The organism is Marinomonas ushuaiensis DSM 15871, from assembly GCF_000521805.1.
Classification (GTDB): Bacteria; Pseudomonadota; Gammaproteobacteria; order Pseudomonadales; family Marinomonadaceae; genus Marinomonas; species Marinomonas ushuaiensis.
On the sequence record NZ_JAMB01000004.1, the window covers coordinates 1 to 25780 of the forward strand.

Sequence of the window (25780 nt, forward strand, 5' to 3'; positions counted from 1 at the left end):
CTCAACGCGTCAGCGCAAATGCCAATAAAGAAGCGCTTCTCTTTAAAAGCGAAACCTGTCAGGCGCTAGTCAATAGTAGATACCATCTCTCCTAACTACTCGCAACTTAATTTTTAAGCTGTGGGTAGTATTCATTTTGGTGCCTAATAACACCAAAACAAATTTGTACAAGCTTTCGCATAGCGGCACCTAAAGCTTGCATTTTAGTCTTTCCATTTGCCAATAATCGTTCATATTGATTTTTAATATCTGGGTTGTATCTTATGGCAACAATGGCGGCCATATACAGTTTTGATCTGACTTTTGCTGGGCCTCTTTTACTTAATCTGCTCCGACCTTTCCATAAACCTGACTCTTGAATCTTAGGAATAAGACCAAGAAAAGCCGACACTTGCCCTGCAGATTTAAATCGATCACTATGAATAATGCTGACCATTATTCGTGATAAAACAGGTCCAATTGCAGGTATGCTACAAAGTAATTCCTGGTTCTTTTTTAGGTGAGGACGGCGGTTAATGTGACCATCAATATCCTGTTCTAATCTTAATTTTTCATCTTTTAAATGCTTCATCATTAAGCCTAAAGACTCAATAATACGATTAGATTCTTGACTCACTTGCGCTTTCTCTAAGCGGTTAAACTCTCTTTGATAATCCATTTCAAGTGCTTGTAAGCGAGAAATTAAAGATCTTAACTCTTTGATTTCTAATGGTTCAGGTTCCCATACGTCAGGCTTCATAGCCTGCCCAAATAAGGCTAGAGCCAAACTGTCTTTAGTGTCCGTTTTATGTTGATGGCCTAAACTCTTTGCAAACTCCTTCGCTCTAGCTGGGTTTACCACGCATACGATAAAACCTTGCTGGTGAAGTGAATACGCAACGGCTTCGTGGTAAACACCTGTTGCTTCTAATACGATTCTTATATCAGATGCATCTGCCTGTGTTTGCTCTAATAGCCAACGTCCTAAAAGCTGATGTTCCTTAGACGTATTTTTAAATACTTTCGTTTTTACTTTATTGAGTTCAGGGTCTTTTAACCACAAGCAATCCAATTTATGTTTACTGATATCTATCCCAATATTATTCATCTTTTATTACCCTTGTTCATACGGCGTCACTAATAAATAGGCACCTGGATACCATTCAATATAACAAGATGAAGAACCCGGGAGCGTAATCTACAAAACAGCATTTAATGCTAAGGTCGGACACGGCTTCACCGGATTCTTAGAGCCTCTATTAGCTAAACAGAAACTCTAGGAGAGATACAAGGTCGGATGAGATGAGGTACGAAGCGTGATCCGACGATAAAAGTGATGTGACACAATGAAATTACGCATCATCTAAAACCACAACAAGAGCCGTTTGATCACGGTCGTGCCTCCCTCATTAAATCTACAAGACCCAATCAGACTCTATCCAAATTATTGGGTGAGCGAAGCGTGAACCGCCGGTTTTAAGGTCAAGAAAAAAGCCACCTGTCGTGATAAATCATGACCTTTTTGAGCTGTTAATTGTTTATTAGCGTTTTCCGATAATATATATTGCGTGGATGACGCCCGGAATATAACCAAATAAAGTTAATAGTATGTTTAGCCAGAAAACGCCGCCGATACCAACTTGTAAAAATACACCTAAAGGTGGCAGTAAAATTGAAAAAATGATTCTAATTAAATCCATCTGATGACTCCTTAATTTAATAATGACTTCACTTTTACATTAACGTTTCAAGCGTCTAACTCTCAAATCAATTTACTAATTAATTAAACTTTATCCTTGGGGTTTACCTAATACAGTGAACAATAATGGTGCTGTTATTTTTATTTTAGTGATTTATTTCAGGTTAAATGCTGTTAAAAAAGGGAGAGGGTTACCTGGAGTAAGACAAGATGAGGTATTTTTTATAGATTTTATATAACAATATTTAGGCTAATGCTTTGGCTTCTTCAGCTAACCACTTTCTTAAATATTGAATGGCGTCTTCATTTTTTCGACTTTCTTTATAAGCCAAATAAAAATTGTCACCTGTCTCAAAAGCATTGCAAGGTAGTTTAACCAGTGCTTGCTCGTCATTTTTTTCATTCATCATATAGTCATTGACAAGTGCAATGCCAAGGGAGTGCTTTGCTGCTTCATAAGCCAGCATGAGATGACTAAATCGATGGAATTGTACAGTGCTTGGTAGTGACTGTTTTTGACTTGAAAACCAACATTTCCAATCCTCTGTGTGACGATCGTAGATACTATAAGAGGTAATTAATGAGAATTTAGCTAAAGGGCTGGGTATTGTATTTAGTTTATCTGTGAGTTCTTTGTGTGAAGTAACATTTAATTTGTTTTTAATCGTCTCGAGGTAATGCTGACTGCAAACAGGAAATAGTTCTTCTTTATAAAGAGGTTTAAAGCAAAACCCTCTTTTTTCTTGTTTTGTAGTTATGAAAAGATCGGCGGTACGATCTGATAAATCAGGTGATCCATGGCTCATTTCAATGCTTAATTCTAAATTTGGATATAAACGTTTTAATTCAGGTAGTCGAGGGATCAACCAGTAAACGGCAAATGAGCTATATACAGCCAATCTTATATGGGTTTCTTGCTCACCTTTTATCTGGTTTGTTGCTTGAGCTATTTGTAGAAGTGAGTTACTGATTACATCTAGATAATGCCTCCCTTCAGCTGTTAATTCTAAATTTCGGCCTTGGCGATGAAAAAGTGTTTCCCCAAGATGATTTTCTAAAATTCGTATTTGATGAGATACCGCACTTTGGCTGACGTTTAACTCGTTTGCCGCCAACGAAAAACTATTCAATCTGGCTACAGTTTCAAATACAGGGAGTGATTTTAGAGGTGGCAACATGTTTATCATCCAAATAACTAATGCTTACTCTAAATATATCATTTTAACTAATATATATAACTGATTAAACTACAAGTATAAAATATTAAATGCTATTCAAGAGGAAATGTTATGTCAGGACGCACTGTCGCCAGCGCTATTTTTGTCCTAGTGTTGGGGAGTTTTTTTGCTACCTTGTGCGACGTATTTATTAAGTTAGCTGGTCCTGATGTTGCTGTCTTTCAACTCACCTTTTTACGTGCTGCTTTCATGTTTCTGATTCTATTCCCAATAGTGTATATCAGGCATTTATATCGTCCTCAATCTGTTGTTTTTGTAGGTTTGAAGCTTCATTTTCTTCGTGGAAATATGTGGGTTTTAGCTGGGGTTCTTCTTACCTTATCTTTGTCTGAGCTCTCTTTGGCAACGGCAAACTCAGTATTTTATACGGCGCCAATTTTTATTATGCTATTTGGTGCTTTCTTCTATAAAGAGCGTTTGTCGTTTGAAGTAGTTGTTTCAGCTGTGCTCGGCTTCATTGGTATATTGGTTATCCTAAGACCTACTGAAATTAGTTCAGGAATGATCAGCGCTGTTCTTTTTGCAATTGTGTTGGCAACGAACAGTTTGCTAATTAAAAAGTTACCACAGAATCAAGGTATGCTTTGTGGCTTATGTATCACACAGTTTTTTGCTTTGCCCATGGCTGCTGGGTTGGCCATTTGGGAGGGAGAGGCTTTTCAGGTTGATCTATTGCTTTACTCCGCTTTGTCTTCAGTTTGCTCTATTTTATATGCAGTGTCTTGTTTGATAGGGTATCGTTATATTGCATCGAGCAAAGTGACCAGTGCTGAATATTCAGGCCTCATTTTTGCTTTTCTGATTGGTTGGTTAATATTTGGGGAAGTGCCTGATTTAGGTCTATTTATTGGAGCTCTTTTTGTTATCTTACCTTTACTTTATTTAGGTCATCAAGATGTTAGAAGATTACGAAAAGAGGAATCATTGTCTAATACTCGAGCTAACCTAGGCGCAGGTTGAGCTGTCAATGCATAGGTTTTTCACCATTTGATCTATCATTTCTGATAGGTCAGATTGCTCTAGATAAATGCCATCTATAATGAGTCTTGCGAGCCCGTGTAGGCTTGCCCATGTTGTTTGTCCAATTCTTAATGGAGTATTAGTATCTGTTAATACTTTTTGATCTTGTAGGACTTCTACCCACTCAATCCATACTTTAAATGTGCGCTTTGATACTGCTTTTAATGCATCATTTGGCTCACCTGCTTTCCAAATTGCTCTGCCATACATTAGGTCATAAGTTTCAGAGTGTTGTTGGGCATACCCCAGGTATAAATGAACATATTGAGTAAAAGACTTTTCCCCCGACTGCTTTTGTGCGATTAAGTTATTGAGAATTTTTTCTTGTTCGTAAAATCCTTGTTCAGCTAAAGCGCAGAGTAGGGCGTTTTTGTCTTTAAAGTGATGATAGGGGGCGGTTCTTGATACGCCAACGACGTCTGCAAGTTTACGCATGCTGAGACTTTCTACACCTTGTTCTTTAATGATCAAAGCGGCTGATTCGAGTAGCGACTTGGTTAAGTCGCCATGATGATATTGCTTTTTTAGAGTAGACATTTTTTTATTAGAACCTCTTATCTTGACAGTGTCAAAATTTAAATTTATCTTGACGGTGTCAAAATAAAAAATAAAGAGAGTTGTTACTATGAGTCATTGTACCTATCCGCACTTATTTGAACCGTTAGACTTAGGTTTTACACAATTAAGAAACCGAGTGTTAATGGGGTCTATGCATTTAGGCTTAGAAGAGATGAAGGGTGGAATCGAACGTATGGCTGCTTTTTATGCAGAACGTGCGCGAGGTGGCGTTGCGCTTATTGTGACAGGTGGTATTGCACCTAATTCTGAAGGTGCGGTTTATGCTGGCGCAGCTGCAATGACATCAGAACATGATGCAGAAAATCATCGCCTCATTACGGATGCCGTTCATAAAGAAGGTGGAAAAATCTGTATGCAAATATTGCACACAGGTCGTTATGCCTACAATCCTAAATCTGTTGCGCCATCTGCGATTAAAGCGCCAATAAATCCTTTTGAGCCAGAAGCATTGACCGAAGAGGGGATTGAAAAACAAATATCGGATTTTATAAATACAGCCATTTTAGCTCAAAAAGCTGGATATGATGGTGTTGAAGTGATGGGGTCTGAAGGCTATTTCTTAAATCAGTTTATTGCCGCAAAAACCAACCATCGGGATGATGAGTGGGGTGGAGAGTATGCTAACCGGATTCGATTGCCCATTGAAATTATTAAGCGTATTCGGGCTTCGGTTGGTGAACACTTTATTATTATTTATCGCTTATCTATGTTGGATTTAGTTGAAGGTGGTAGCAGTCTAGAGGAAGTGGTACAGCTTGGTTTAGAAATCGAAAAAGCGGGAGTAAACATTATCAGCACTGGGATTGGTTGGCATGAGGCTAGAATTCCAACCATTGCTACCAAGGTTCCTAGAGCAGCATTTACTTGGGTTACCGCCGCATTGCGTAAATCATTAACGGTTCCTTTGGTAACTTCAAATCGAATTAATACGCCTGATGTTGCTGAGCAGGTTCTTGCTCGGGGTGATGCTGATATTGTCTCTATGGCCAGACCGTTTCTTGCAGATCCTGAGTTTGTTTTAAAAGCTGAACAAAACCGTTCCGATGAAATTAACACTTGTATTGGTTGCAATCAGGCTTGTTTGGATCACGCCTTTGCAAACAAATTAACGTCTTGTCTTGTTAATCCTAGAGCTTGTCATGAAACAGAATTAGTTATTTTTCCAGTTGAGAAATCAAAGCGAATTGCTGTTATTGGTGCTGGGCCTGCAGGATTGGCATTCGCCACAACGGCGGCAAAACGAGGTCACTCTGTAACCTTATATGATGCATTAAGTGAAATTGGTGGTCAGTTTAATATTGCTAAGCGTATTCCTGGTAAAGGGGAGTTTTTTGAGACCTTGCGTTATTTTCAACGTCAAATTGAAATTACAGGTGTAGACCTTCAGTTGAATACACGGGTTGATGGCGAGTATCTCAAGGCGGCTCAATATGATGAAGTGGTTTTAGCGACAGGGATTTTGCCAAGAACGCCAGCTATAGAAGGTATTGAACATAAAAAAGTACTGAGTTATTTGGATGTGATGAACGGGGCTTCTGTTGGAAAGCGTGTCGCTGTTATTGGCGCTGGCGGTATTGGCTTTGATGTTTCTGAATACTTAATACACAAAGAGGTACCAAAGCAGCAAAGCATTAAAGATTTTATGTATCAATGGGGTGTTGATATGACTTTGTCGGCTCGAGGTGGTATCGAAGGGGTGAAACCTGTGTTCGAGAAGGCTGAAAGAAATGTTTTTTTATTGCAGCGTAAGAAAAGTAAAGTAGGGTCGAAATTAGGTAAAACAACAGGTTGGATACATAGGGCCGAGTTACTTGCGAAAGGCGTTGAGTTTCACTCTAACTGTGATTATCAACGTATTGATGATCAAGGGCTTCATCTTTCTATTAATGGTGAAGATTGCTGTTTGGATGTTGATACTATTGTTGTTTGTGCGGGTCAAGAGCCGAATCGATTGTTGGAGGATGAGATCAGCCAAAAAGTTCATTTGATTGGTGGTGCTGATGTTGCGTCAGAATTGGACGCAAAGCGCGCGATTAAGCAAGGGACTGTGCTGGCTGCGGAGATTTGATTTTTTACAATAGAGACTTATATCTAATGATCTTAGGCTATCAAACCTCTTTTATGGGTTTGATAGCCTAAATTTTTATTGTCCAGCTGATCTTGTATCGTTTGGTTCGCCAGTTTTCAATAGCTTAAGTAAGTCTTCCCTTTTCATACTGCCTTTTTGGGCAAGATCTAATTGATACTGGTATTCATCATTCCAATCTGTTGTTCTTGGGACAATGTCAGATAAATCTTTCATTGCTAACTTCATTACTTTTAGATAAGCCTGAATGTTTTGCTCTTGATTGATGAGAATATTTTTTAATGCTGTTGCACTGCTGTGTCTGAGATAAAGCTGCAAGACATTATTTTGATCCTTCATTATTATTAGTTTTGTATTTTGCTCTTCAATGGACTCCTTAAAGCTAAGGAGTAGAGCATCCTGCTCATTATCTTTATCAGTAATTTTGTCTTCTTCGGGAAGCTGCATAAGAAAAAAAGTAACCCCAGAAGAGGTCGCTACACTGAATATGAAACACAAAAAGAAGGCGATCAAAAGTCCTTTAGATTTTTTGTTTGGTGCTTCTGTTTCGAATAATTGTTCGTTGTCGGGTTTTGATTTCATGATTGTGTGTACTTTAATCTATGTATGTAACCAGTAGTCTGCTTGTTTACAGAAAAAGAACAAGTTTCGCCTCGTTTTTTTCTGTGTGTGTTTTGTATTGATTGGGTAGTGCTATGTTTTCTGCCAATGATGCATTATGAAACCACATTCTTCGGTTTAGTTTTCCTCTCGGTACACGTAAAATACAGCTCGATTATTAGAGGTTGTAATAACCTACTAAAATAGTCAGGTAAATACTTGATAGAAACAGTAGGTTTTGTGTACTATTTACCCTCACAGAATAATCTTAATTGGATAGCTTATGCGCCTGACAACAAAAGGTCGTTATGCAGTCACCGCCATGCTTGATTTGGCGTTGCATTCGGATCAAGGGCCAGTGTCTTTATCGGATATTTCGAATCGACAAGAAATATCACTTTCTTATCTTGAACAGTTGTTTTCTAAGCTTCGCAAAAAGTCACTGGTGACCAGTGTAAGAGGTCCAGGTGGTGGTTACCGTCTTAGTCGTTCAAATGATGATATTTTTGTTGCGCAGATAGTTGATGCAGTGAATGAATCCGTTGACGCCACAGGATGTAAAGGTCGTAGTGATTGTCAAGGTGGTAATACCTGCCTTACCCATCACTTGTGGTGTGACCTAAGTGATCAGATACATGATTTCTTAAATAACATTAGTTTAGAACAATTGGTTCGTCGAGAAGATGTTCGACAAGTGGCCGAAAGACAAAGTTTTGAAGGCCGACAAAGTCAGTTTGAACATGACAAAATTAGTGCGGCGATTGTTGATTAGGTAAAGAATAAATTTAGTAGAACAAATGCTCTGATGCTCAGTGTGTTTGTTCCTAGCAAAAGTGGGTTTTTATATGACTGAGCAGATAGATAAGGCGCTGGCAAGGGAATACGAAGCTGGTTTTGTGTCTGATGTAGAATCGGAGACGTTTGAGCCTGGTTTGGATGAGAGTGTCATCCAGCGTATTTCTGAAATGAAAGGCGAACCTGAATGGATGCTTGAATGGCGCTTAAGTGCATTCCGTGAATGGCTTAAAATGGAAGAGCCTGATTGGGCATTGGTCGATTATCCAAAAATAGATTTTCAGGCTATCTCCTATTATTCCGCACCAAAAAGTATGAAGGATAAACCTAAATCTTTGGATGAGGTTGACCCTGAGCTACTGCGTACCTATGAAAAGCTTGGTATACCTCTGATTGAGCAACAGATGTTGGCGGGTATTGCTGTCGACGCTGTTTTCGACTCTGTTTCTGTTGTAACAACCTTTCGAGATAAATTAGAAGAAGCTGGTGTTATTTTTTGTCCAATCTCCGAAGCAATTAAAAAGCATCCAGAGCTTGTCAAAAAATACATCGGTAGTGTTGTTCCTAAGAAAGACAACTATTACGCTGCATTGAATTGTGCTGTGTTTACGGATGGTTCTTTTGTTTATATTCCAAAAGGCACTCGCTGCCCAATGGAATTATCAACTTACTTCCGTATCAATGAGCAAAATACCGGTCAGTTTGAGCGTACTTTGATTATTGCCGATGAAGGCAGCCACGTAAGTTACTTGGAGGGTTGTACGGCACCTCAGCGCGATGAAAATCAATTGCATGCCGCGGTTGTTGAATTAGTTGCTATGGACAACGCTGAGATTAAATACTCGACTGTTCAAAACTGGTATCCAGGTGATGAAAACGGCAAGGGCGGTATTTATAACTTTGTAACTAAGCGTGGTATTTGCCACACCAGTGCAAAAATTTCTTGGACACAAGTAGAAACAGGCTCAGCTGTTACTTGGAAATACCCTAGTTGTATTTTGAAAGGTGACAACAGTGTTGGTGAGTTTTATTCAGTCGCTCTTACTCGTGGGCGTCAACAAGCCGATACTGGCACCAAAATGATTCACATTGGTAAAAATACCAAATCGACGATCATTGCCAAAGGGATTTCCGCTGGTAAAAGTAATGGTAGTTATCGTGGTCTTGTTAGAATGAATCCAGGAGCCGATGGTGCACGTAACTTTACTCAGTGTGATTCATTACTTATTGGTGATCAATGTGGTGCTCATACTTTTCCTTATGTAGAAAGCCGTAATCCATCTGCGATTATTGAGCATGAAGCGACTACGTCTAAGGTCAGTGATGAGCAAATGTTTTTGTGTCGTCAACGTGGTCTAGACCCTGAAAAAGCTGTTTCTATGATAGTGAATGGCTTCTGTAAGGAAGTATTTAAAGAATTACCAATGGAATTTGCCGTAGAAGCTGGCAAGTTACTAGAAATTAGCCTTGAAGGCTCTGTAGGTTAAGGAATTGTTAAAGATGTCAAATACCAAAAGTTTACTGACGATCGAAGATTTGTACGCAAGCGTAGAAGAAAAGCAGATCCTTAAAGGATTAAGTCTGGATATTAAACCTGGCGAAGTGCATGCCATTATGGGGCCAAATGGCGCAGGTAAAAGTACTTTAGGTTATGTTTTATCTGGCCGTGATGGTTATGCCGTAGACGATGGTAGCGTTACATTAAACGGTGAAGATTTGTTTGAAATGGAAACAGAAGAGCGTGCTCGTGCCGGTTTGTTTCTTGCTTTTCAATATCCAGTAGAGATTCCAGGTGTAAGTAATCTAGAATTTTTGAAAGCCTCTGTTGATGCTCAACGTGAAGCGCGTGGCGAAGATGCGATTACATCCGCTGATTTTTTGAAAGAAGCAAAAGCGGCTTGTAAGCAAGTTAACTTGCCTATTTCATTCCTTAAGCGTGGCGTGAACGAAGGTTTCTCAGGTGGCGAGAAAAAGCGTAATGAGCTAATGCAGATGCTATTACTTAAGCCGCAACTTTGTATTCTTGATGAAACTGATTCAGGTTTAGATATTGATGCATTACAGGTGGTTGCTGAAGGTGTAAACAGCCAAAGATCAGCTGATCGTAGCTTTATTGTTGTGACGCATTATCAGCGTCTGCTTGATTATATTAAGCCTGATTTTGTTCATGTTTTGTCTGACGGCAAGATCGTGAAAAGTGGCGATGCGTCTCTTGCTCACGAGTTAGAAGCGCAAGGTTATGCTTGGTTACAGAAAGAGCCAGCTGAAGACGAACTTGAGGGGTAATGCATGAGTGAATGGTTAGAAAGCGCCATTACTCGAGCGCAAGATGTAAATGATTGGCTCGCTCCAAAACGAGCGAATGCTGTTGAGTTGCTATCAAATACTAACTGGCCAACGCGTAAAACAGAAGCATGGCGTTATACACCACTTCGTTCTGTTGAACGCTCTAACGCTAAAGTCATCACTGATGTGATTGGGTTGTCTCCCGTTGAAGTGACTGGTTTATCTGCGATTGAATTGGTTTTTGTGAATGGCAAGTATGATGCTTCACAATTAAGCAAAATATTGCCAGAAGGTTTGTCTATTTCTCTTGGGCAAGACTTGGAGGGTGTGCAAAAAGCAGAAGCACTAGACGTGTTTTCAACGATTAAACCAGAACGTCATTTGTTTGGTTTAGTGAATGATGCGCTTGCACAAGATGTGATTGTTATTTCAGTTACTGAGGGTGTTGAGATCACACAGCCTATCCGAATTAGTTCTTTATTGAGTCAAGGTGCAGAGTCTCACACTCGCGTTCAAGTAAGTTTGGCTGAAGGTTCTCGACTAACGGTTATTGAAGATGTTCAAGCTTCTGGTGATACCTTAAATACCGCTTTTGTAGAATATGACATTGCTAAAAAAGCGCATCTTGAACATTATCGTTTTGCTTTGCAGACAGGTTCAAATGTTGCGATTGGCGGTAGTCATTTTAATCTACGAGATCACGCCTCGATGCACAGTACGATAGTTGCTTTTGGTAGTGATTTATCTCGCTTGGATACAGACATTATTCATGCCGGCGAATTTGCTGATGCTAAGTTAAATGCTATGTATTTGCTAGATGGCAAAGAACTTTTTGATCTTCATGCGACGGTTGAGCATGCGATGCCAAACGGCACAACGGAAGAAAACGTTCGTTGTATCGTAGCTGATCACGCCCGTGCTGTTTTTAATGGTCGCATTCATATTCATCGTGATGCTCAGAAAACATTAGCCGAGCTAAATAATCGTAATCTATTGATGTCGAATACAGCGGAAATTAACACCAAGCCTGAGCTTGAGATTTATGCTGATGACGTACGTTGTGCTCATGGTGCAACAGTGGCTCAGATTGATAAGCAGGCTTTGTACTATTTGCAAACCCGTGGTGTAAGTCGTTCAAAAGCACAGGTGATGCTCAACTTTGGTTTCATTAATGAGTTGATTGATTTAATGCCAAATGCGGCGTTAGCGGAATGGATTCGTCCTGTTATTCGTGAGCGTTTTGCGCAGATGGAAGTGAACTAAGCGAGAATCGAATGAGTTTTGATGTAGCAGCTATCCGTGATCAATTTCCTATCTTGAAACGTGAAATTGATGGTAAGCCTTTGGTTTATTTAGACAATGCAGCCACGACACAAAAGCCACAATGTGTTATTGATGCTTTGGTTGATTATTATACGACGTGTAATTCTAACGTACATCGTGGCGCACATCGTCTTGCGGATGAGGCCACTCGTCGATTTGAAGCGGCGCGTGACATTGTTAAAGAATTTATTAATGCGCCAAAACGTGAAGAAGTGATTTGGACAAGTGGCACAACAGAAAGCATTAATATTGTTGCCAATGGTCTGGGTTCATTGCTTTCTCCTGGTGATGAAATTATTGCGACGGGAATGGATCATCATGCGAATTTGGTGACATGGCAGCAGGCTTGTAAAGTATCTGGTGCGACCTTGAAAACGGTTCCTGTGACAGATAAAGGTGAATTAGATCAAGACGCCTACGATGCGATGTTGAATGAAAAAACCAAGTTTGTGGCTTTTCCTCATGTCTCAAATGCGTTAGGTACGATTAATCCAGTTAAAGAAATGACCGCCAAAGCCAAGAAATTTGGTGCTTGGGTTTTAGTCGATGGAGCGCAAGGTGCAGCTCATGGTTGGGCTGATGTGCAAAATATCGGTTGTGATTTTTATGCTTTCTCGGCTCATAAGTTGTATGGGCCAATGGGTATTGGTGTGCTTTGGGGGCGTGAATCTGTTCTTGAAAGCTGGCCTGTTTGGCGCACTGGTGGAGAAATGATTTCCACGGTAACTTTAGAAGAAGCAACTTGGAACGTTTTGCCTTATCGCTTTGAAGCAGGCACGCCAAATGTGGGCGACGCTATCGCGACAGGAGAAGCTATTCGTTGGTTTAGTGCATTGGATCAAGAGGCCGTTACGGCGCATGAAAAAACCTTATTGGATTATGCTACTGAGTTGGCGGAAGCGTTTGAGGGTTTGACTATCATAGGTACAGCGAAAGAAAAAGTTGGTGTTTTGAGTTTTATCATGGATCACGGGCATCCAGCGGATATTGGCTTCTTATTAGATCGTCAAGGCATTGCTGTTCGTACTGGAGATCATTGCGCACAACCGCTAATGGCTCGTTTTAATGTGCCGGGTACGGCCCGTGCATCTTTCGCAATTTACAATACATTAGAAGAAGTTGACGCCTTGTTTGTTGCACTGAAAAAAGTGCGCACAATGTTGGCTTAGGAGGTTTCAATGACAGCAACAACATTTGACCCTGCCTCTAGCGTGTCTCTAACCGCTTCTGCGCAGAAATATTTTGCCTCTAAATTGGTTAAGCAACCAGAGAAATTGATTCGGTTGAGTACCAAGGCAAGTGGCTGTACGGGCTTTGCCTATGTATTAGATATCGTTGATGGACCATCAGCAGGAGATTCTGTGCTGTCTTTTGATAGCGTGACTTTGGCGGTGGATTCGCAGTCGATTACTATGCTTTCTGGAACAGAGATTGACTTGGTGCGTGAAGGCGTTAACGAAGTTGTGAAGTTTAATAACCCTAACGTTGTGGCTGAATGTGGCTGTGGCGAAAGCTTTAGTGTGAGTTAATCTTTCATGCAAAAAATGGTCGTAACACAGCGTGCTTGTCCAGCACGTCGAGTGCCAAGCGGTGAGCCGGTTAGCATTCCAGAAGGTCAATTTATTACTATCAACCAAAGTCTCGGTGGTAATTACACAGTGACGTGGCAAGGGAATATGCTACGGATTGATGGTACCGATGCTGAAGCCATTGGCCAGCAGCCAGAAATATTAGAGTTTGCAGACTTAGGTTCAAGCGATATTAATGAAGAGCAAGTTTGGCAAGCAATAGACACGGTTTTTGATCCGGAAATTCCAATCAGTTTGGTGTCTCTCGGTTTAGTGTATAAAGTCGAATTAGATCAAGATGCCAAAACGGTATTGATTGATATGACGCTAACGGCGCCGGGTTGCGGAATGGGGCCGGTTTTAGTGGGCGATGTAAAATATCGCGTGGCAAAAGTCCCCAATGTTAAGGACGTTAAGGTTGAGTTGGTATTTGATCCACCTTGGTCCCGTGAAATGATGAGTGAAGAAGCGCAATTAGAAGCGGGTCTTTTCTTCTAATATCTTTGGAGTTGTAACCAATCCCTATAGATAGGTGAAGTCGAATATAATAAGCGGCCTTGGTAACTTACTAAGAGCCGTTTTTCTATTTTTATGGTTTTAATACAAAAGAGGGGGAGTCATGTCCTTACCTAGTACAGAAGATATCGTTGATGATCTATTGTTTTTCGATGATTGGGAAGACAAATACAAGTACATAATCGATCTAGGTAAATCTTTGCCTGCGTTTGATGATGACTGGCGTACACCTGAGCGTCTAGTTAAAGGGTGTCAGAGTAGCGTTTGGATTCAGCCTGGCAGTGAACAGGATGCTTCAAAAGGTGAAGTTCTGGTTTTTTCTGTAGACAGTGATGCCATTATTGTTCGTGGTTTATTGGGGCTTGTCTTATCCGCTTTGAATCATAAAACACCCGAAGAAATTCTGGCGTTTGATATTTCGAGTTATTTTGCAGAATTGGATCTTGAACGTCACTTAAGTCCGACTCGTGGGAATGGACTGCGATCTATTGTTAATCGTATTAAAAGTATTGCGCAGGCTGCGGCTTAATTTAGAGTGCTCTTTATGATTTAAAATAATTTTTTGTCAGCGCTTATTTTTGCCTGAGATATTTTTGTTATCCGAAACTGTTATTGGAGCGTTTTGAATGAATACCCCGGTTTATCTAGATAATTCCGCCACTACACCGGTGGACCCAAGAGTTGCTGAAAAAATGATGGCGTGCTTAACGCAAGATGGCAACTTTGGTAATCCTGCGTCGCGCTCCCATCTTTTCGGTTGGCGAGCAGAGGAAGCGGTAGAAGAGGCTAGATTGCAGGTGGCTAATCTTATTGGCGCCGATTCGCGTGAAATTGTTTGGACGTCAGGTGCGACGGAAGCAAATAATCTTGCTTTGAAGGGGATTGCTCACGCTTATCGTCAAAAAGGTCGTCATATTATTACATCAATGATCGAGCATAAGGCGGTACTTGATCCTTGTAAACAGCTTGAAAAAGAAGGTTTTGAAGTGACTTACCTTGAGCCCGATTTGCATGGTGTTATTTCACCTGATCAAGTGGCTGGAGCACTTCGTGATGACACTATTCTTGTGTCTTTGATGCATGGTAATAACGAGTTAGGCGTACTGACTGATATTGCTAAAATTGGAGAGCTAACACGATCTCGTGGTGTGTTCTTACATGTAGACGCTGCGCAAACAACGGGTAAAGTAGTGATTGATGTAAATGCCATGAAAGTCGATTTGATGTCACTTACTGCCCATAAAACTTATGGACCTAAAGGTATTGGAGCTTTATTCGTTAGACGCTCTCCTAAAGTGAAGTTGGAAGCGCAAATACACGGTGGTGGCCATGAGCGTGGAATGCGTTCAGGTACATTGGCGACACATCAAATTGTTGGTATGGGGGAAGCTTTTCGTTTAGCTTCTAAAGATATGATTGTGGATTGCACTCGTATATTGAAACTTCGTGAGTATTTATGGTCATCCTTGAATGAGTTGCCTGATATTCATTTAAACGGCGATTCGGAAGAGCGTGTCGCTGGTGTGATTAATGTTGGTTTTGATGATGTAGATGGTGAAGTGCTATTAATGTCTTTGAGTGATATCGCTGTGTCCTCAGGATCTGCTTGTACCTCAGCAAGTTTAGAGCCATCTTATGTATTGCGTGCGATCGGTTTAAAAGATGACTTAGCGCATAGTTCATTACGCCTTTCTATTGGTCGTTTCACTACGGAAGAAGAGGTGGATTTTGCTGCTGAGACAATTAAAAATGCGGTTACTCGTCTTAGATTGATGAATGAATAAGAGTAAAACCTTCTTTTATTCTATTCAGTGCAAATAATCTTGATTGGAGCATACAATTTTCATCAATTGATGCGTATAATCCACGCGCTGAACTTTTATGTCCTAGGCCATGCTAAAGCATCGCCTTTTAAAATCTAATTTGGAGTTATATCATGGCGTTAGAACGCACTCTATCTATCATCAAGCCTGATGCTGTTGCAAAAAATGTAATCGGTGAAATCTACACTCGTTTTGAACGTGCTGGTTTTAAAATTGTTGAAGCAAAAATGATTCAATTGGATGACGAATTGGCTGGTGGTTTTTACGCTGAGCACAAAGAACGTCCATTCTACAAAGATTTGGTTGCTTTCATGACTTCTGGTCCTGTTGTTGTTTCTGTTCTTGAAGGTGAAGGCGCTGTTCTTCGTCATCGTGAACTAATGGGTGCAACTAACCCTAAAGAAGCGACTGCTGGTACTTTGCGTGCAGACTACGCAACATCTATTGATGCAAATGCTGTTCATGGTTCTGATTCTGTTGAATCTGCAACACGTGAAATTGCTTACTTCTTCGGTAAGTAATTGATCGGAAGGGCTTCTAGTCCACCCGATATAGAGAAGGCGGGCATTAGCCCGCTTTTTTGCAGAGGCTTCTGAAAAGACACTATCTTTTCAGAGGCTTTTTTCGTTTAACTTAATGCTAAAAATAGCAAGCGATCTTGATTATGACTGACACTAAAAAAGTAAACCTGTTGGGTTTATCACCAGAAAAATTGATTGAATTCTTTGAGTCGATAGGTGAAAAAAAATTCAGAGCGACTCAGGTGATTAAATGGATTCATCAAAAAGGCGCAGAAAATTTTGATGAAATGACAGATGTCAGTAAGGCGTTGCGAGCGAAGTTAGAAACGATTTGTGAGATTCGTGGGCCAGAAGTTGTTTCTCAGAATATCTCTAAAGACGGTACTCGTAAGTGGATCATCCGTACTGATGGTGGAAAAAATGATTGCGTAGAAACCGTCTTAATTCCTGATGGTGATCGTGCAACTTTATGTGTTTCTTCTCAGGTCGGTTGTTCCTTGGATTGCAGTTTTTGTTCAACAGGTAAGCAAGGTTTTAATCGTAACCTGACTCCAGCTGAAATTATTGGCCAAGTTTGGATTGCTATTAAATCGTTTGGTCCGATGGATCCTAATGGTCCTCGTCGTGTGACAAACGTTGTTATGATGGGAATGGGTGAGCCATTGATGAACTTCGAACCTGTCGTCGATTCAATGATTCTGATGATGCATGACCATGCATATGGTTTGTCTAAGCGTCGTGTCACATTGAGTACGTCTGGTGTGGTTCCTAAAATCTATGAACTGGTTAAACGTACCGATGTATCTTTGGCCATCTCTCTGCATGCGCCAGATAATGCTTTGCGTGATGTATTGGTACCAATTAATAAAAAATATCCAATCGCTGAGTTGCTTGAATCTTGTCAGCATTATTTGGCTAATCTACCCGATAAGAGGCACATCACCATCGAATATACAATGATGTCTGGTGTAAATGATAATGAAGAGCAAGCACATCAGCTGGCTGAGTTGCTTAAAGACTTAGAATGCAAGATTAATCTAATTCCGTTTAACCCATTTCCACATTCAGGTTATGAAAAACCGTCAAATAATCGTGTTCGCCGCTTTCAGAAAATCTTAGCTGATGCGGGATACACGGTCACGGTTCGGACGACACGTGGTGATGATATTGATGCTGCATGTGGTCAGTTAGTTGGAGACTTTCATGATAAAACTCGCCGTAGTCAGAAATACATTGAATTGAGAGAAGTGAAAAGCTAATTTAAATTATTCACTTTTATATACGACAAGGATGTCAGTATGCGGTTATTGTTTTTTATAGTATGTGGTTTTTTTATAACATCCTGTGCTTATCAGGCTGTTCAGCCTCAACCTTTGGAAGTGTCTGCAGCTAAACGGCTGTCATTTATTCAGGCGCGTCTTTTACTTGGGCAGTGGCCGTTAGCGAAAGAGCAACTTGATCAAATAGATGAGCCAAACCAAGGTCGAGAATATTGGCGATTATTAAGCTTATATTGGTTGAGTGTTGAGCATCATGAGGAGGCCGTATTAATCCATGAAGCAGCGCTGTTAAATTATCCTAATGATGATTTTATTTTGAATAATTATGGAGTGCTGTTGGGTGCAAAAAAACGCTGGGTTGAGGCTTGTGCCGCTTTTGAAAAAGCAGGCGAAAATGGTTTTCCTCAACGCCAAACAGTGCAAATAAACCTGGCCAGATGCGCAATACGTCAGAATGACGTAAATTTAGCTTCATTCTACTTAAAACAAGCAAAAGAAATTGCTGATTTACCTCTGATTGGTTTGATGACAGAGCTCAATCTTGTTTTAATACAAGGTAATAATGAAAAAGCTCGCTTAATTCTTAATAATATCCAGGCTGGTAAAAAAATTGCCCGAGGATCGGTGCATTTTGATGAATACAATTGTCTGTCGTGGCACTTAATTGCACGCGAGACTGACCCTACACTGCATTCATCTGCGAGTAAATTTATATGCCTGAATGGCTCAAGGTATTGACATGACAACTGAATTTAAAACTGACGTTTCTCTAAATAAAACTAGTACGAATACTAATGATAGCAATGCGGATCTTATTGCTGATGATACTAGTGTAAATGATGCTCCAAATGATGAGAATACAGAGAATGTTATTGATAATGTCGTTATTGAAAGCGATGTAATGAAAGTAATTGATATCGGTAACGAATTAAAAGAAAAAAGGTTAGAGCTAGGGTTTGATGAAAGAAATGTTGCCACTAAGCTGAAAATTCCGATCGATCAAGTTCGTGCGCTTGAGTCTAGTGATTTTAGTTATTTTAGGTCAGTTACTTTTGCTCGAGGTTTTCTCAAAAGTTATTGCCGCCTATTGGAATTAGATTATGTTGTTATGGTCGCTGCGTTTGACAAAGAACGAGCTGGTGCTGAGACAACAATTAAGCCTGTTGATAAAGTTCATAAACAGACGCATCTAGGCGATCCAATTGTTATCTTCATTTCTGTAGTTATTGTGGCTGTTTTAGTGTTTTTGGTTTTTTGGTGGCCAAGTACGTCAAGCGTAACTTCTTTAGACGATATTGTTAATGAAACAGTTGAAACTATAGCCGATCCAGAAACGTCTTCTACAGCGAATGAAACTCTAGAGTTAGAAGAGCCAACTAACAATAAAGAAGTCGATGTTCAGTCGTCTGTAGATCAAAGAATAATAGCTCCTGCTGCAAACGCAATACCTTCTAAGGCGATTGCGGACGCGGATGAGAAACCTGTGAACGAAAATGATGTTGTAACTGGGTTGTCTGCTGAAACTGTCGCTATTTTAAAAGAAGCCGGAGTAAGCCCGGATGAAGTGGTAAGAGCAACTAAAGTTGTGCCAGCTACTGAAACATCTGTTGTACAGCAAACAGTAGCGTATCAAGATGATGTTGAAATTGCTTTTAGCGGAGACTGCTGGGCAGAAATTCGTGATGCATCTGGAACTATTTTATTTTCAGGTGTGAAGTCAGCGGGTAGCTCATTGGCGCTAACAGGTGATGCACCATACCGCGTTGTATTAGGTTACGCCAAAGGCGTTTCTTCTTTGATATACAAAGGCGAGCAATTCGATTTTTCTCCTTTCACACGTAAAGATTTGGCTCGATTTGAGCTCAAGTAGAGACTTTTATGCATTTTGAATCACCAATTAAACGTCGTCACTCTCGTCAAATTATGGTTGGGAATGTTCCTGTCGGTGGTGGAGCGCCAATTAGTATTCAAAGTATGACGAATACGGAAACTTGTGATGTGGATGCCACCGTTGCACAAATTCATGCCATTGCTGACGCTGGAGCAGACATTGTTCGCGTTTCTATTCCGTCCATGGATGCGGCTGAAGCTTTTAAGAAAATTCGTGAGTCTGTTTCTATTCCTTTAGTAGCAGACATACATTTTGATTATAAAATCGCACTTAAAGTTGCAGAATATGGAGTTGATTGCCTACGTATCAATCCTGGTAATATCGGTAATAAAGATCGTATTCGTGCTGTCGTTGATTGCGCCCGAGATAAAAATATTCCAATTCGAATCGGTGTTAATGCAGGATCGTTGGAAAAAGACCTTCAAAAGAAATATGGTGAACCAACACCTGATGCGTTAGTCGAATCGGCTTTTCGCCAGATCCAATACTTTGATGAGTTAGACTTTCATGAATATAAGTTGAGTTTAAAAGCCTCTGATATCTTTATGACAGTGGAAGCGTATCGAAAAATAGCCAGCCAGATTGATAATCCGTTGCATTTGGGTATTACAGAAGCGGGTGGCTTGCGCTCAGGAACAGTTAAATCTTCGATCGGCCTTGGCTTGTTGTTGATGGATGGTATTGGTGACACCTTGCGTGTGTCGTTGGCCGCTGATCCAGTTCAAGAAATTAAAGTCGGCTGGGATATGTTACGTAGCTTAAAACTTCGTAATCGTGGTATTAACTTTATTGCCTGCCCAAGTTGTTCTCGTCAGAATTTTGACGTAATCAAAACCATGAATGAATTAGAAGAGCGTCTTGAAGATATCGTGGTGCCAATGGATGTTGCAGTTATTGGCTGTATTGTTAATGGTCCAGGTGAAGCGAAAGAAGCGGACATTGGTCTTGCTGGAGGTTCTCCAAATAACTTGATCTATCAAGATGGTAAGCCAAACAGTAAAACGAAAAATGAAACTCTGGTTGATGATTTAGAAAAAATGATTCGTGGTAAAGCCGCTCTTAAAGAAAAAGAGCTAGCCAATATTATTGTAAAAAGCTAAGGATCCATTGTGGCTCGTAAAATTCAAGCGATCAGAGGAATGAATGACATTCTGCCTGATCAATCTTCTGTTTGGTTATACCTTGAAAAAACAGTAGCAGACGTTGTTAAGTCTTATGGGTATCAACAAATTCGTTTTCCCATTGTTGAAAATACAGACTTGTTCAAGCGTGGTGTTGGTGAAACAACCGATATCGTAGAAAAAGAAATGTATACCTTTGATGATCGTAACGGTGAGTCTTTGACCTTACGACCTGAAGGAACGGCAAGTTGTGTGCGTGCTGCTGATCAAGCTGGATTGTTGTTCAATCAAGTTCAGCGCTTGTGGTATACAGGTCCTATGTTTCGCTATGAGCGCCCACAGAAAGGACGTTATCGACAGTTTCATCAAATTGGTGTTGAATCCTTTGGTATTGGCTCTGCTGATATTGATGCTGAACTGATTATTCTATCTGCACGAATGTGGAAACAGTTAGGTCTTCTAGAACATGTTGAATTGCAGTTAAACACGATTGGTTTAGCGTCTGAGCGTGAAGCTTTTAAAGTCGCCTTAGTTGAGTATTTAACTGAGTTTAAAGATCAACTTGATGAAGACAGCCAGCGTCGTTTAACAACGAATCCATTACGTATACTAGATTCAAAAGATGAGTCTACTCAGTCTGTATTAAAAGCGGCACCGAGTCTTGATGATTTCATTGGTAAGGAGTCAAAAACGCATTTTGATCTATTGCAGGCAATACTTAAGGCTAATAACGTTCCGTTTGTTATTAATCATCGCCTAGTTCGTGGCTTAGATTATTATGGAAAAACCGTTTTCGAATGGGTGACAAGTCATCTTGGTTCTCAAGCGACGGTTTGTGCCGGTGGTCGATATGATGGCTTGGTTGAGCAGTTGGGTGGTAAAGCAACACCTGGTGTAGGTTTCGCGATGGGAATAGAGCGTTTAGTGCTCCTTCTTGAAACCTTAGATTTAATCCCAGATAGCGCTAAGTTTTCAACTGATGTATTCATCGTTAGTATGGGTGATGCAGCAGAAATTGCTTCCTTTGTTTTGGCTGAACATATTCGAGAAATTGATTCTAGTCGTGTTGTGTTGCGTCATTGTGGAGGCGGAAACTTTAAGAATCAAATGAAAAAAGCGGACAAATCAGAAGCTCGCTTTACCATTATTTTAGGTCAAGATGAAATTGATCAAGGCGTATGTCAGGTAAAAGATATGTCCACAGGTGAACAGCAAACTTGTTCCCTGGTTGATGTTCCTGCCTATATCGATGATAAATTATAATTGGATTTAACAGAGTGGCGCTTTAAACAATAAGTTCCACCTTGAATGAGGAAGTAAAAGTGTCTGAATTAAAGACTGAAGAAGAACAAATTGAAGCGTTTAAAGCTTGGTGGAAAAAGAATGGCGTTAAATTAGTTGCTACTATTGCTGTTGTTGCGGGTGGTTACTTTGGCTTTCAAGGCTGGCAAACAAGCCAAGCTAACCATATAAATAGTGCATCGGCACTTTACCAAGATTTGGTTCAGGCTTCGACGGATTTAAGTGATGAAGATAACCAGAAAACGGTTGTTTTTAACGCGAATCTACTTACTGATGAGTATGCTGACACAGGTTATGCAGTGTTCGGCCAGTTGTTTTTAGCGCGAGTTGATGCTGAAAAAGGCAATTATGATGAAGCAATTACAGCATTAGATATTGCGATTGAGAATACTGAAGATACTGCTTTTATTGCGATTGCAAATTTGCGTGTTGCGCGTTTAATGCTTCAAAAAGAAGATTATGAAAAGGCAATGGCACGTGCTGAAAAAGTTTCTGAAGAAGAATTTACTGCGCAGCAACAAGAGCTAATTGGCGATATTTTATTATCACAAGGTAAGCGTGACGATGCTCGTACTGCTTATGAAAAAGCAAGTGAAGCCTTGAGCGCTGGTGTAAATCATCCTTTATTAGATATTAAACTTAAAGACTTGGTGAAAAGCTAATTATGAGTAAGTCTCTTTTTGTTGTCGTATTATTTACAGCTCTGCTGATCCAAGGCTGTTCTAATGCTCGTCCATCATTGTCTAGTCCTCCTTCTATAGACAGTAAGGTGGACTTGCACACGTCATGGCGAAAAGGTGTTGATGGCAACTTTGGTGAATCTAGCGAGCGCTTTAGTTTAATAGCAGAAAATGGATCTTTATTTTTTGTGACGGAAAAAGGGACGCTTTATGAGCTTAATCAAGAAAATGGTAAAGAAAAAAGAAAGCTTTCAACAGAATATAAGCCAAGTGCTGGTGTAACTCGTAATGGTAATGTCTTGTATTTTGGTACCTACGAGGCTCAACTGGTTGCTGTTTCTTTAGATAATCAGTCTGTCTTGTGGGAAAAAACACTAAGCTCTGAAATATTAGCAGAAGCTTCTTATGCAGCAGGAAAAGTAGCGGTCCAAACAGCGGATGGTTGGTTAAATGTGCTTGACGCTAGTACAGGTGACGTTTTGTGGCGAGCTAAAGAAGATTTGCCATCGTTAACTGTGCGTGGTACAAGCGCTCCTATTATTACAAATGGTAAAGTTATCTCGGGTTCTGCTGACGGCCAACTAAAAGCTTTCTCTTTAGAGGAGGGCACTTTATTGTGGTCATATGAAGTCGGAAAACCTGAGGGTAGGTATGAAATAGAGCGATTAAGTGATATTGATGGTCGTTTAGTTGTTAAAGATGGTGTTGTTTATTCTGTTGCCTATAATGGTACTCTTTCCGCAATTTCTATCGAAAATGGCCGTTTATTATGGCAACGTAATATATCAAGTTCAGTTGGCGTTGCCGTTAAAGGTGGGTTCTTGGCAGTTGTTGATATGAAAAGCAAAGTAATTCTTCTGAATGCCAGAAATGGCGCAGAAATATGGGAAAACGAAACACTTGTTGAACGTGACTTAATTTCTCCTGAGTTTTTCCGCGATTATGTTGCGGTTATAGATCGTGCTGGTTATGTTCATTTACTTGACTTAACTACTGGTGAAGTCGCAGCGCATAAAGTAGCTGATAACGAGGTTTCACCTGGTAGCCGTATGGTAGCGAACGATAAGCAGTTGTTTATTCTTACGCCGAAATCTAATGTGACGGCATTAAGCTATTAAAGTCAGTTTTTGATTTCTTTTTAGCGATTTTTTAGGGGCTGCCACTTCTTTAATGGAAGTGGCAGCCGCTTTGTATTTATTATAGGTAAAAAAATGATTCCAGTTATTGCATTGGTAGGTAGACCCAATGTTGGTAAATCAACACTTTTCAATCAATTGACGAAATCTCGTGACGCCTTGGTAGCAGATTACCCAGGCCTTACTCGAGATCGTAAATACGGTGACGGAAAGATTGGTGAGCATGAATTTATTGTTATTGATACCGGTGGTATCAGTGGTGATGAGCAGGGTATTGATGAAAAAATGGCGCGCCAATCTATGCTCGCTATTGAAGAAGCAGATGCTGTTTTATTCTTGGTTGATGGTCGTCATGGCCTAAACCCAGCAGACGAAATGATTTCTAATCATTTGCGGAAGTCCAATAAACCTATTTTTGTTGTTGTAAACAAAACGGACGGTATTAATGAAGATATCGCATTAGCGGATTTCTATTCGTTAGGTCTTGGTGCATTGCATCCGATTGCGGCATCACATGGTAAAGGTGTGCATGTCCTAATTGATGTTGTCATGCTGCCATTTGCAGAAAGAATAGAGGAAGCTAGAAACCAAATTAATTTGGAATCTCGTGGTATTCGTATTGGTGTTGTTGGTCGTCCAAATGTTGGTAAATCTACTTTAGTTAACCGTATGCTAGGTGAAGATCGTGTCATTGTTTTTGACATGCCAGGAACGACTCGTGACAGTGTTTATATTCCTTACACACGTAATGAAAAAGAATACACACTTATTGATACCGCAGGTGTTCGTCGTCGAAAGCATGTAAAAGAAGCGGTAGAAAAATTTTCTATCGTCAAAACACTGCAAGCGATTCAAGATGCCAATGTAGTGATAGTTGTTATCGATTCGCATGAAGACTTGGTAGAGCAAGACCTTCATATGATCGGCTATGTGTTAGATGCCGGGCGTGGCGTTGTCTTGGCGATTAACAAATGGGATGGACTTCAGAAAGATGAGCGCGAGCACATCAAAAGTGAGGTTGAACGCCGTCTGGGCTTTGTTCCTTATGCTAAGGTTCATTACATCTCAGCCTTGCATGGTACAGGCGTTGGTGATTTGTACGACACAATTGAAAGCACGTATGAGTCTTGTTACTCAAAATGGTCTACAAACCGTTTAACGCGCATTTTAGAAGACTCTGTTTCTGAGCATCAACCGCCAATGGTGAATAGTCGTCGAATCAAACTAAGGTACGCACACCAAGGTGGATCGAATCCGCCACGTATCGTCGTTCATGGCAATCAAACTGATGCTTTGCCGGGTAGCTACAAGCGTTATCTTGAGAATAAATTCAGAACGGTACTGAACATTACAGGTACACCAATTATTTTTGAATTTAAATCTTCTGAAAACCCATACGCGCCGAAAAAGTAGTCTTTTTTGCTGTAAGGTTTTTAAGAATTAAGATCCCTAAGTGTCTTCTTAAGTTGAAGATTCTTAGGGGTTTTTTGCTTTCAATTCATGATGTTTATAATTTAGCTAAGAATAAGCAATCATTGAGTTGCAATTAATGACACTTTAATTATATCTAGGATGCTTTCAGGACAAAGTAAGTAACAACCGTGTCATTGCTCTGTGTTATATCGTTTTTTTACTTTTTTTTCACTAAAATCTCGGCTTCATTAGTTGAGGTTCTTCATGTTTATTCTTCGTGGTCTGATTTATCTTTTTGCAGTAGCAGGTATTGCACAGCTTGTTTCTTTAGAAGGTTATCGCTCATTAACTCTTTCTGAATACAGTGAACATTCATTAACTGAGTATATGCAAGATGTAATGAGCTTTTTAAGCTGTATGTTGTTTCTATATGCATCTCGTTTAGATGCTAAATTAAAGATAGCCTCAACATTGCTTGCCGCTTTATTAGGTATGATGTTTGTTCGTGAATCGGATTCTTTGTTAGATCATTATGTCTTTGATGGTGCATGGCAAAGTATTGTTTTGTTGATTTTTGCCTGTGTTATGATTTTTTTAATAGGACGGTTCTCTAAGATCTATGCGTCTTTAAAAGAATACTCTTTAGAGGTTAGTTTTGGGATTTTCTTAGCCGGTTTTGTTACTTTGTTAGCCTTTTCAAGAATGATGGGAAGATCATCTTTTTGGCAAGCGGTTATGGGTGACTCTTATATGCGTATTGTGAAAAATATAGTGGAAGAGAGTATTGAGACCTTTGGTTATAGTCTGATTTTAATCGCAGCAATAGAGCTTGTATTTGTTTGCCTAAAGCGAAAAAAGCAAGCAGATTTGCTCGTCTCTGATAGTTAATATTTTAATCGTTTTCTTTTATCTGAATAAAAAATA

The 25780-nt window shown here is 40.0% G+C and carries 26 protein-coding genes; 21 read left to right on the plus strand and 5 right to left on the minus strand.

The genetic code is table 11. The annotated features are described in order from the left end of the window. Window positions 1-106: 106 nt before the first annotated feature. From MUS1_RS05870 to MUS1_RS05880, 3 genes are all read right to left on the minus strand, one after another. Window positions 107-1087, minus strand: coding sequence for an IS110 family RNA-guided transposase (locus MUS1_RS05870; RefSeq protein ID WP_036160173.1), 981 nt, complete (start codon window positions 1085-1087; stop codon window positions 107-109). Between the two features lie 433 nt (window positions 1088-1520). Further along, the gene (locus MUS1_RS15865) at window positions 1521-1679 is read right to left on the minus strand and encodes a YqaE/Pmp3 family membrane protein (RefSeq protein ID WP_036160175.1); all 159 of its coding nucleotides are present in this window, start codon (window positions 1677-1679) and stop codon (window positions 1521-1523) included. A gap of 244 nt (window positions 1680-1923) precedes the next feature. After that, window positions 1924-2856, minus strand: coding sequence for a LysR substrate-binding domain-containing protein (locus tag MUS1_RS05880; RefSeq protein WP_036160177.1), 933 nt, complete (start codon window positions 2854-2856; stop codon window positions 1924-1926). Between the two features lie 111 nt (window positions 2857-2967). Here MUS1_RS05880 and MUS1_RS05885 point away from each other — a divergent pair, with 111 nt between their 5' ends. Then, the gene (locus tag MUS1_RS05885) at window positions 2968-3876 is read left to right on the plus strand and encodes a DMT family transporter (RefSeq protein ID WP_036160178.1); all 909 of its coding nucleotides are present in this window, start codon (window positions 2968-2970) and stop codon (window positions 3874-3876) included. Here the strand turns inward: MUS1_RS05885 and MUS1_RS05890 are convergent. After that, on the minus strand, window positions 3862-4473 hold the full coding sequence (locus tag MUS1_RS05890; protein ID WP_051436133.1) for a TetR/AcrR family transcriptional regulator: 612 nt from the start codon (window positions 4471-4473) through the stop codon (window positions 3862-3864). The genes MUS1_RS05885 and MUS1_RS05890 overlap by 15 nt on opposite strands. 88 nt (window positions 4474-4561) lie before the next feature. Between MUS1_RS05890 and MUS1_RS05895 the strand changes: the two genes are divergently transcribed. Next, a complete protein-coding gene (locus tag MUS1_RS05895; RefSeq protein WP_036160181.1) occupies window positions 4562-6583 on the plus strand; it encodes an NADPH-dependent 2,4-dienoyl-CoA reductase in 2022 nt (673 codons plus the stop codon). A 75-nt stretch (window positions 6584-6658) separates the two neighbouring features. On the opposite strand, the gene MUS1_RS05900 is transcribed toward MUS1_RS05895, so the two are convergent. Beyond that, the gene (locus MUS1_RS05900) at window positions 6659-7183 is read right to left on the minus strand and encodes a hypothetical protein (protein ID WP_036160182.1); all 525 of its coding nucleotides are present in this window, start codon (window positions 7181-7183) and stop codon (window positions 6659-6661) included. 301 nt (window positions 7184-7484) lie between these two features. Between MUS1_RS05900 and iscR the strand changes: the two genes are divergently transcribed. From iscR to MUS1_RS05995, 19 genes are all read left to right on the plus strand, one after another. Further along, window positions 7485-7973, plus strand: coding sequence for a Fe-S cluster assembly transcriptional regulator IscR (gene iscR / locus MUS1_RS05905; protein ID WP_036160183.1), 489 nt, complete (start codon window positions 7485-7487; stop codon window positions 7971-7973). Window positions 7974-8046: 73 nt separating this feature from the next. Continuing rightward, a complete protein-coding gene (gene sufB, locus MUS1_RS05910; protein ID WP_036160184.1) occupies window positions 8047-9483 on the plus strand; it encodes a Fe-S cluster assembly protein SufB in 1437 nt (478 codons plus the stop codon). Window positions 9484-9496: 13 nt separating this feature from the next. Then, entirely contained in the window at window positions 9497-10282 is a 786-nt protein-coding gene (sufC, locus tag MUS1_RS05915; protein ID WP_036160185.1) for a Fe-S cluster assembly ATPase SufC, read from the plus strand. Between the two features lie 3 nt (window positions 10283-10285). Further along, window positions 10286-11545, plus strand: a complete 1260-nt coding sequence (gene sufD / locus MUS1_RS05920) for a Fe-S cluster assembly protein SufD (RefSeq protein ID WP_036160187.1) — start codon at window positions 10286-10288, stop codon at window positions 11543-11545. An 11-nt stretch (window positions 11546-11556) separates the two neighbouring features. Continuing rightward, complete coding sequence (locus MUS1_RS05925) at window positions 11557-12774, plus strand: aminotransferase class V-fold PLP-dependent enzyme (RefSeq protein ID WP_036160190.1); 1218 nt, start codon at window positions 11557-11559, stop codon at window positions 12772-12774. A 9-nt stretch (window positions 12775-12783) separates the two neighbouring features. After that, a complete protein-coding gene (locus MUS1_RS05930; RefSeq protein WP_036160191.1) occupies window positions 12784-13134 on the plus strand; it encodes a HesB/IscA family protein in 351 nt (116 codons plus the stop codon). A gap of 6 nt (window positions 13135-13140) precedes the next feature. Continuing rightward, complete coding sequence (gene sufT / locus MUS1_RS05935; RefSeq protein ID WP_036160193.1) at window positions 13141-13671, plus strand: putative Fe-S cluster assembly protein SufT; 531 nt, start codon at window positions 13141-13143, stop codon at window positions 13669-13671. Window positions 13672-13792: 121 nt separating this feature from the next. Then, window positions 13793-14218 (plus strand): SufE family protein, encoded by a 426-nt coding sequence (locus MUS1_RS05940; RefSeq protein ID WP_036160195.1) that lies wholly within the window; start codon window positions 13793-13795, stop codon window positions 14216-14218. 97 nt (window positions 14219-14315) lie between these two features. Beyond that, entirely contained in the window at window positions 14316-15473 is a 1158-nt protein-coding gene (locus MUS1_RS05945; protein ID WP_036160196.1) for an IscS subfamily cysteine desulfurase, read from the plus strand. A gap of 152 nt (window positions 15474-15625) precedes the next feature. After that, window positions 15626-16033: a nucleoside-diphosphate kinase gene (gene ndk / locus MUS1_RS05950; RefSeq protein WP_024022239.1), complete on the plus strand. Its 408-nt coding sequence runs from the start codon at window positions 15626-15628 to the stop codon at window positions 16031-16033. A 143-nt stretch (window positions 16034-16176) separates the two neighbouring features. Beyond that, window positions 16177-17292: a dual-specificity RNA methyltransferase RlmN gene (gene rlmN / locus MUS1_RS05955; protein ID WP_156924865.1), complete on the plus strand. Its 1116-nt coding sequence runs from the start codon at window positions 16177-16179 to the stop codon at window positions 17290-17292. A 39-nt stretch (window positions 17293-17331) separates the two neighbouring features. After that, window positions 17332-18051 carry a hypothetical protein gene (locus tag MUS1_RS05960; protein ID WP_036160198.1) on the plus strand — a complete coding sequence of 240 codons (720 nt, stop codon included), beginning with the start codon at window positions 17332-17334 and terminating at the stop codon, window positions 18049-18051. A gap of 1 nt (window position 18052) precedes the next feature. Next, window positions 18053-19183, plus strand: coding sequence for a RodZ domain-containing protein (locus tag MUS1_RS05965; protein ID WP_245595760.1), 1131 nt, complete (start codon window positions 18053-18055; stop codon window positions 19181-19183). 8 nt (window positions 19184-19191) lie between these two features. Beyond that, complete coding sequence (gene ispG, locus MUS1_RS05970; RefSeq protein ID WP_036160201.1) at window positions 19192-20304, plus strand: flavodoxin-dependent (E)-4-hydroxy-3-methylbut-2-enyl-diphosphate synthase; 1113 nt, start codon at window positions 19192-19194, stop codon at window positions 20302-20304. A gap of 9 nt (window positions 20305-20313) precedes the next feature. Continuing rightward, entirely contained in the window at window positions 20314-21588 is a 1275-nt protein-coding gene (hisS, locus tag MUS1_RS05975; protein ID WP_084035565.1) for a histidine--tRNA ligase, read from the plus strand. 59 nt (window positions 21589-21647) lie between these two features. Beyond that, window positions 21648-22289: a YfgM family protein gene (locus tag MUS1_RS05980; protein ID WP_036160202.1), complete on the plus strand. Its 642-nt coding sequence runs from the start codon at window positions 21648-21650 to the stop codon at window positions 22287-22289. Between the two features lie 2 nt (window positions 22290-22291). Further along, window positions 22292-23425, plus strand: coding sequence for an outer membrane protein assembly factor BamB (gene bamB, locus MUS1_RS05985; protein WP_036160203.1), 1134 nt, complete (start codon window positions 22292-22294; stop codon window positions 23423-23425). 93 nt (window positions 23426-23518) lie between these two features. Further along, window positions 23519-24856, plus strand: coding sequence for a ribosome biogenesis GTPase Der (gene der / locus MUS1_RS05990; RefSeq protein ID WP_036160204.1), 1338 nt, complete (start codon window positions 23519-23521; stop codon window positions 24854-24856). Window positions 24857-25120: 264 nt separating this feature from the next. After that, on the plus strand, window positions 25121-25744 hold the full coding sequence (locus tag MUS1_RS05995) for a hypothetical protein (RefSeq protein WP_036160205.1): 624 nt from the start codon (window positions 25121-25123) through the stop codon (window positions 25742-25744). Window positions 25745-25780 lie beyond the last annotated feature (36 nt).